Source organism: Clostridium estertheticum, assembly GCF_026650985.1.
Lineage (GTDB): Bacteria > Bacillota > Clostridia > Clostridiales > Clostridiaceae > Clostridium_AD > Clostridium_AD estertheticum_C.
On sequence record NZ_CP086239.1, the window covers coordinates 4,228,653 to 4,237,500 of the forward strand.

General features: G+C 31.6%; 7 protein-coding genes, 1 tRNA gene and 1 other annotated feature (1 of these 9 running past the window's edge). All 8 genes read left to right on the plus strand.

What is annotated here, in order from left to right; genetic code table 11:
• Positions 1 to 21 precede the first annotated feature (21 nt).
• Positions 22 to 1,692 carry a formate--tetrahydrofolate ligase gene (locus tag LL038_RS20315; protein ID WP_216124278.1) on the plus strand — a complete coding sequence of 557 codons (1,671 nt, stop codon included), beginning with the start codon at positions 22 to 24 and terminating at the stop codon, positions 1,690 to 1,692.
• 295 nt (positions 1,693 to 1,987) lie between these two features.
• Positions 1,988 to 2,767: a type III pantothenate kinase gene (locus tag LL038_RS20320; RefSeq protein ID WP_216124277.1), complete on the plus strand. Its 780-nt coding sequence runs from the start codon at positions 1,988 to 1,990 to the stop codon at positions 2,765 to 2,767.
• Positions 2,768 to 2,775: 8 nt separating this feature from the next.
• On the plus strand, positions 2,776 to 3,747 hold the full coding sequence (gene dusB, locus LL038_RS20325) for a tRNA dihydrouridine synthase DusB (RefSeq protein WP_216124274.1): 972 nt from the start codon (positions 2,776 to 2,778) through the stop codon (positions 3,745 to 3,747).
• A 97-nt stretch (positions 3,748 to 3,844) separates the two neighbouring features.
• Entirely contained in the window at positions 3,845 to 4,663 is an 819-nt protein-coding gene (locus LL038_RS20330) for a hypothetical protein (protein WP_216124273.1), read from the plus strand.
• 267 nt (positions 4,664 to 4,930) lie between these two features.
• Entirely contained in the window at positions 4,931 to 5,413 is a 483-nt protein-coding gene (greA, locus tag LL038_RS20335; protein ID WP_216124272.1) for a transcription elongation factor GreA, read from the plus strand.
• A gap of 290 nt (positions 5,414 to 5,703) precedes the next feature.
• Positions 5,704 to 7,188, plus strand: coding sequence for a lysine--tRNA ligase (lysS, locus tag LL038_RS20340; protein WP_375293015.1), 1,485 nt, complete (start codon positions 5,704 to 5,706; stop codon positions 7,186 to 7,188).
• Positions 7,189 to 7,358: 170 nt separating this feature from the next.
• A tRNA-Asn gene (locus tag LL038_RS20345) sits at positions 7,359 to 7,433 on the plus strand.
• 107 nt (positions 7,434 to 7,540) lie between these two features.
• Positions 7,541 to 7,706 (plus strand) — a binding site (T-box leader).
• A gap of 44 nt (positions 7,707 to 7,750) precedes the next feature.
• A protein-coding gene (locus LL038_RS20350; RefSeq protein ID WP_171298542.1) for a glycine--tRNA ligase crosses the window boundary here: on the plus strand, positions 7,751 to 8,848 show its 5' portion. Its footprint extends 294 nt past the window's final position; 1,098 of the gene's 1,392 nt are visible here — the first part of the coding sequence; its start codon is at positions 7,751 to 7,753; the stop codon falls past the right edge of the window.

Below are 8,848 nucleotides of genomic sequence, written 5' to 3' on the forward strand. Positions count from 1 at the left end.
TATATATAAGGGGTGAAGTATATGAAAAGTGATATAGAAATTGCACAAAGTGCTAAGATGTTACATATAAGTGCAGTTGCAAAGAATATGGGATTAGGTGAAGATGATATTGATTTATATGGAAAATATAAAGCAAAGATTTCGCTTGATGTACTAAGAAGAAATGAAAATAGAAAAGATGGGAAGTTAATATTAGTTACAGCTATTAATCCTACTCCAGCAGGCGAAGGGAAATCTACTGTTACAATAGGACTTGCCGAGGCCTTATGCAAACAAGGTAAAAATGCAGTGATAGCCTTAAGAGAACCATCACTTGGACCAGTATTCGGTATTAAAGGTGGAGCTGCTGGCGGTGGATATGCGCAAGTGGTGCCAATGGAGGATATAAATTTGCATTTTACAGGCGATATGTATGCTATAACTGCCGCTAATAATTTATTATCAGCAGCTATAGACAATCATATTCAGCAAGGTAACGTGCTTGGAATTGATAGCAGAAAAATTATATTTAAAAGAGTCATGGATATGAATGATAGAGCTTTAAGACATATTATCGTTGGACTTGGTGGTAAACCTAATGGGTTTACACGTGAAGATGGGTTTATGATAACTGTCGCGTCTGAAATAATGGCTATTCTATGTTTGGCGAGTAACCTTATGGACTTAAAGGAAAGAATGGGTAGGATTTTGGTTGCATATGACCTAGTAGGTAACCCGGTTTATTGTAAAGATTTAGCTGTGAATGGTGCGATGGCACTACTTATGAAGGATGCTATAAAACCAAATCTAGTTCAGACGTTAGGAAATACTCCAGCCATAATACATGGCGGACCTTTTGCTAATATCGCTCATGGTTGCAATAGTCTACTAGCAACAAAAATGGCTTTAAAGTTAGGAGATTACGTTGTAACTGAAGCTGGATTTGGAGCAGATTTAGGTGCTGAAAAATTCTTTGATATTAAATGTAGATATGGCAAATTAAAACCAGATTGCGTGGTTCTTGTTGCTACAATAAGAGCACTAAAACATCATGGTGGAGTAAAAAAAGATAAATTAAACGAACCTAACGTGGAAGCACTTTCGAAAGGAATTGGAAACTTAGAAAAACAAATAGAAAATATTGAAAAATATGGAGTTCAGGTAGTAGTATCAATAAATAAGTTTGTTACAGATACTGAAAAAGAAATCGAATGTATAAAAGAATTTTGCGGTAAAAAGGGTGTTAAAGTAGATTTGACAGAGGTTTGGGAAAAGGGAGCAGATGGAGGACTAGAACTCGCGAGTAAAGTCATAGACACTATTGAAAATAATAAAAGTGACTTTAAGGTCCTATATGATGTGAAACTTTCTATAAAAGAAAAAATAAACATTATTTCCAAGGAAATTTATGGAGCGGATGGCGTAGAATACAGTCCTTCTGCAAATAAGCAAATTGCTGAAATAGAAAAACTTGGGTTAGACAAAGTTCCTATATGTGTTGCTAAAACTCAAAACTCTTTGTCAGATAATCCAAAGCTTTTGGGAAGACCAACGAATTTTACAATAAATATAAAAGAAATTACTATATCTAATGGAGCTGGATTCATTGTGGCCTTAACGGGAAATATAATGACAATGCCTGGTCTCCCAAAGATTCCAGCGGCGAATAAGATGGATATTTTTGAAGATGGTACTATTACAGGTCTATTCTAAAAAAATTAATGTTATTGCTTTATTTTGATGAGGATGTTATAGACTATATCTATAACATCCTTATTTTTGGGTAACGATATATAGTATTAAAAATGTAAATAAATATATTTGATATAAAACTTCTTTTAAATATTTAACTTGACAAATATATTCAAATTGTTAGAATTAGATTGATAAATTAGCAATATTTTATATAGATATTTTATTGTATTTGATGTGCTATTATTATGTTTTAACATAGGAAAATAATAAAGCGACTCGTGAGTCGTTTTATATTATATAGGTGGTGTATAAAGTGATTTTAGTTTTAGATGTTGGAAATACTAATACTGTATTAGGAGTTTTTAAGGAGAAGGAATTACTTGTGGAGTGGAGACTTTCTACTGATGCAAAAAGAACTGCTGACGAATATGGGATTCAAGTAATGCAACTATTTCATCAGAGAAACATAAAGGTAGAACACATTAAAGGAGTAATAATTTCTTCTGTTGTTCCAAATATTATGTATTCACTAGAACACATGATAAGAAAATATTTTGATTTAATACCTATGATAGTTGGACCGGGTGTAAAGACTGGTATAAATGTAAAATACGATAATCCTAAAGAAGTAGGTGCAGATAGGATTGTTAACGCTGTGTCTGCTCATGCAATTTATAAAAGATCATTAATTTTAATCGATTTTGGCACTGCTACAACTTTTTGTGCTATAAGTAAGGATGCTAATTATTTAGGTGGAACCATATGCCCGGGTATCAAAATAGCTTCAGAAGCTTTGTTTGAGAGAGCTGCAAAGTTACCGAGGGTGGAGCTTATAAAACCAGATACAGTTATATGTAAAAATACTGTTGCAAGTATGCAGTCGGGGATAGTATATGGATATATTGGACAGGTAGATTATATTGTTAATAAAATGAAAAGTGAAATGATTAATATGGGAGAAGAAGAGCCTTTTGTAGTTGCAACAGGAGGGCTTTCAAACTTAATAACCAAAGATTCTTCGGCTATCGATGAGTTTCATCCGAATCTAACATTAGAAGGGCTTAGAATGATTTATGAGAAAAATAGGGAATAGGTGATTTAATGAAAATATCAAATATCGAATTTAAAAATGATGTTTTTTTAGCTCCTATGGCAGGAATCACAGATATTGCATTTAGAGGTTTATGCAAAGAACTAGGTTGTGGCCTTTTGTATTCTGAGATGGTAAGTGCTAAAGGAATGTATTATGGTAGTAGTAATACGCAGTCGCTTATGCGAATATCCAGCGAGGAGAAACCTGTAGCTATTCAGATATTTGGAAATGATCCTAAGATTATGGCTAGTGCTTGTGAAATTTTCAATACAAGGGACGATATATGTATTGTAGATGTAAATATGGGGTGTCCGGTACATAAAATAGTGAAAAATGGTGAGGGATCTGCTTTAATGAAAAATCCTAAACTTGCAGCGCAAATAATAAAAGAAATGAAGAAGGTTTCTACAAAGCCAGTTACAGTCAAATTTAGAAAAGGCTTTGATTCAAATAGTATTAATGCTGTAGAATTTGCTAAATACATGGAAGATGCGGGTATAGATGCTATTGCGGTGCACGGCAGGACTCGCGAACAAATGTATGAAGGCAAGGCTGATTGGGATATTATAAGGGCTGTAAAAGAAAGCGTTAAAGTACCTGTTATAGGTAATGGAGATATATTTTCTGTAGAGGATGCTATTCGGATAAAAGAAATTACTGGTTGCGATGCTATAATGATTGCAAGAGGGGCTATGGGTAATCCATGGATTTTTAGAGAAGTTATGCAGGCGATAAATAAAGAAGAGGTCATATACCCTACACAGGATGAGAAAATAGATATGTGCATAAGGCATTTGGATTTAGCTGTAAAATATTACGAAGAAATTAAGGCAGTTAGAGAAATGAGAAAACATACAGCTTGGTATATTAAAGGTCTTACCAATTGCACGGAAATTAAGAATAAAATTAACACTAAAAAAAATTATGGTGAGGTTAAGCAATTGCTTTTAGAGTACAAAGAGTTTTTGAAGACTGTTTAAAGTTTAATCGAAGACTATAAATATATAGCTAAAACATGAATTTATAGAATTAACACTGAATAAGATAGTAATACATTAATTTATAAGGTGTGTATGGATGAATCCAATCTTATATGTAACTTCAAATATAGATAATGCCTATAATGAATTTGGATTTTTAAGCAGAGTTAAGGACAAACTAAAGACGAGAATAATAACTAATGAATATATTAAAGAACTAGATATTAAATTGATAAATGTACGTATGCCACCTAATTTTAATAAGAGGGCATACTATAATAATGTATATTATGCTAAAAAAATATCTAAATGTGGAGAAGTACAATTATCACTAAAAACACTAAGAACTATGGACTATAATTATTATAATCAATTTCAAAAGAAATTTTTGGCCTTTAGTGTTATAAAAAGTGTACAACTCATGCTTAGAGTGAGAAAAAAAAGTCTTAAAAATTGCTGCGTTGTAGTATATGATGCTTGTGATATGATAAACAATAATATTATTGAAGAGCTTGCTAAATACAGTAAATACATTGTGCTTCTGTCATCCGATTTAGTAAAAGTTAGAAAACTTTCAGATTATATTATGGCAAGTTATGGGGTATCACCTATTGTGACAGATGATGAAATTTATGCTATTAAAATAGCAGATTTTATTATTTCATCTAAAAATCATGAATTTGGTTATGGAAATTTAGTATGGTTCTTAGATAATAGCTTGAGTAAACAACAAAATATCATTGCAGTAAATGATGTAAGTTATAATGTGCCTTGGAATATTGATAGAACTGATTTATCTATAGAACTTGTAGGAGCAATATTATGTCAAATGCAAGAAAATGATATAGAAAAGGCGCTTAAGTATAATGACATACATTTAAAAGAAATAAAATTTAATAATAATGTAATAGGTTAGTATATTTCAATAAAATATATTGACAATATCGACTCTCTGATTTATAATGGCTAAATGGTTACATGATTGTTATTATAATAATAAATTTTAGACCTAATAATTCATTAATTTGACTTATTAGTCTTATATTATATAAAGTGCATTTCGGATATACTTAAAAAACAATTTCAAGGTGGGGGAGCAATATGCCGTGGGATTGTTAGTTTATAGTGAATTTTATAAATGGTTATTAACTTATGTAATAAAAATTTAAAAGGGGAGAAATATATGAGTGAACCAAAACAATACGTGATGACCTATGAGGGAATTACAAAGTTGGAGGCAGAATTAGAAATTCTTAAAACAGTCAAAAGAAAAGATATAACAGAAAAGATAAAAGTAGCACTTGGATATGGAGACTTGAGTGAGAACTCGGAGTATGATGATGCTAAGAATGAGCAAGCGTTTGTAGAAGGAAAAATATTACAATTGGAAAATATGCTTAGAAATGCAAATGTTATAGATGAAAAAGATATTGAAAAAGATGTAGTGAGTATTGGAGCTATAGTCAAGGTAATGGACTATCAATTTGATGAAGAGGTTGAATTTTATATAGTGGGATCAGCAGAAGCAGATCCAATGGTAAATAAAATATCATATGAATCGCCAGTTGGAAGAACGCTTGTTGGTAAGAAAGTAGGAGCAATTATAGAGGTTACTGTACCAGATGGTATTAGTAAATATGAAATATTAGAAGTACGACGTGGGTAATTATTTAAAAGTCATTTAATTTTGTAGCGACCCAGGAGATGATTTAATATAAAACAAAGTATTTATAAAACGAGTTTTTATAAATAATAAAGCGGTTAACAAATAATAAGGGTACTTAACAATTTATAATTGGTAGGTGCCCTAAAGAAATATATACATATATAAAACACATATATATATAAACTGTGGTAGACTTAATTATTAATAATTATTTTCTGACCTAGAGAAAAATAGGAGGCGTAGTAATGTCAAACGAAAAAAAGAATGAAGAAAAAAGCGAAGAAAAAAGTATGCATGAACTTGAATCTAAATATAATGAACAGGTAACAATAAGACGACGAAAATTATCTGCTTTAAAAGAAGAAGGCAAGGATCCATTTGATGTGTACAAAGTCGAGAGAACTCATACATCTCAAGAGGTTAAGGAAAATTATGAGAAATTAGAGGGAACTCAGGTTATTGTAGCAGGGAGACTTATGTCTAAAAGAGTTCATGGTAAGGCAGGTTTTTCTGATTTACAAGATAGATATGGAAGAATTCAACTATACATAAAAATAGATGCAGTAGGCGAAGAAAAATTAAAAGAATATAAAAGTTTTGACATAGGAGATCTTCTAAGTGTCACTGGTACAACGTTTGTTACGCAAACTGGAGAAATATCACTACATATAGTTGATTTTCAGCTAATAGCAAAAGCCCTAAAACCACTTCCAGAAAAATGGCATGGATTAAAAGATCCTGACTTAAGATATAGACAAAGAGAAGTAGATATAATATCGAACCCACAAGTTAAAGATACTTTTTTAAAGAGAATACAGATAGTCAAGGCTATTAGGCAATTTTTAGATGATAAAGGCTTTTTAGAAGTTGAAACTCCAATACTATCACCAATAGCGGGAGGAGCTGCAGCAAGACCATTTATGACACATCATAATGCATTAGACATGGATATGTATCTTAGAATTGCTACAGAGTTATATTTAAAAAGACTTATTGTTGCAGGTTTTGAAAAGGTATATGATATGGGTAAAAACTTTAGGAATGAAGGAACCGATTTAAGACATAATCCAGAATTTACATGTATAGAACTATATGAAGCTTTTGCAGACTACAATGATATGATGGCGATTACTGAAAATATGATAGCTTATGTTTGTGAAAAAATTCATGGAACTACGAAAGTAAATTATCAAGGAACTGAAATAGATTTTACACCACCATGGAGAAGAATTACTATGGTAGATGCAGTAAAAGAATATTCAGGTGTAGATTTTGCTAAAATAGCTACTAATGAAGAAGCTAGAGTTATAGCTAAAGAAAAACATCTAGAATTTAAAAAAGAATTAAAAGATTGTACAAAAGCAGATATCTTAAATGAATTATTTGAGGTATATGTGGAAGAAAAATTAATCCAACCAACATTCTTATGTGATTACCCTGTAGAAATATCCCCTCTTACAAAGAAGAAGAGAGGAAATGAAGCATTCACAGAGAGATTTGAAGGTTTTGTATTTGGACGAGAAATTTGCAATGCATATTCAGAGTTAAATGACCCAGTTGTTCAAAGAGAAAGATTTATGCAACAAGCTAAAGAAAGAGAATTAGGCGATGATGAGGCATATTTAATAGATGAAGAATTTATGAGCGCATTAGAAACAGGAATGCCACCAACAGGAGGCCTTGGTATAGGAATTGATAGATTGGTAATGTTCCTAACTGATGCTTATTCAATAAGAGATGTTATACTATTCCCTACAATGAAACCAATTCAGTAATATAAAAGGGTATTTTAGTTAATCTAAAATGCCCTTTTAGTTTTATTATAGTTATTAATATATAAAATATTAACCTAGTCATTTTTCAATATTTTGTTTTAATAAAAATAAAACTATTGCATTTTTAATTATACGTGGTATAATGTCATTAGAGTTAAAAATAATGTTATTCCGCGATAGCTCAACGGTGGAGCGCTCGGCTGTTAACCGATAGGTTGAAGGTTCAAATCCTTTTCGCGGAGCCATTTTTTATTTGAAATATATATTATGGTAATTAATGTACTTATGTTAATACTATGATTGTATAAACTAAACATAATATGAGATTTAATGTTACATTAATATAATAAAATATTTCACTATGATAAAGAAGAGTAGTAATAATGCTTTATAAGAGAGATTGTGGCTAGTGTAAACAATCAAAGTATTATTGTGAAAGGAACTTTTGAGTGTATAAAACTTAGAGTAGGGCATGTGCCAATAAGGGTGGAACCGCGGAAGTAAATTTCGTCCCTTACGGTATAGTCCTTTTTTTTATATTGAAAATTTAGGAGGTATTAAAATGGTATTAAAAAAAAGCATGGATAAGATTGTTACTTTGTGCAAAACTAGAGGGTTTGTATTTCCGGGATCTGATATATATGGAGGACTCGCTAACTCTTGGGATTATGGTCCTTTAGGAGTTGAATTTAAAAATAACGTAAAAAAAGCTTGGTGGAAAAAATTTGTTCAAGAAAGTCCATATAATGTAGGAGTTGACTGCGCTATACTAATGAATCCTGAAGTATGGGTTGCAACAGGTCATGTTGGAGGGTTTTCAGATCCACTAATGGATTGTAAAGAATGCAAAGCTAGATTTAGAGCAGACAAATTAGTGGAAGATCATATGACAAGTCTTGGAGCAGAAGTAGCTACTGCCGATGGATGGACAAATGAAGAGTTAAAAGATTATTTGGAGAAAAATAAAATAGTATGTCCTAAATGTGGGAAAAATAATTTCACTGATATTAGAAAGTTCAATTTAATGTTTAAAACATCTCAAGGAATAACGGAAGATGGAAAATCGGATATATATTTAAGACCAGAAACTGCTCAAGGTATCTTCGTAAACTTTAAAAATGTCCAAAGGGCATCAAGAAAAAAGATTCCATTTGGTATAGGTCAAGTAGGTAAGGCTTTTAGAAATGAAATAACACCAGGAAACTTTATTTTCAGAACAAGAGAATTTGAACAAATGGAATTGGAGTTTTTCTGTAAGCCGGGCACAGATTTAGAATGGTTTAAATATTGGAAAGAACATTGTGCTAGCTTCTTATATAACTTGGGAATGGAGAAAGAAAATTTAAGATTTAGAGACCATGATAAAGAGGAATTATCATTTTATAGCAACGCTACTTGTGATATAGAATTCTTGTTTCCTTTTGGATGGGGAGAGTTATGGGGAATTGCCGATAGAACTGATTATGATTTAAAGAAACATATGGAACATTCAGGAAATGACTTAAGTTACTTAGATCCTATGACTAATGAAAAATATGTACCATATTGTATAGAGCCATCACTTGGAGCAGACAGAGTTCTTCTTGCATTCTTAGTTAATGCATACGATGAAGAAGAACTTGAAGGTGGAGACGTAAGGACGGTGCTTCACTTGCATCCA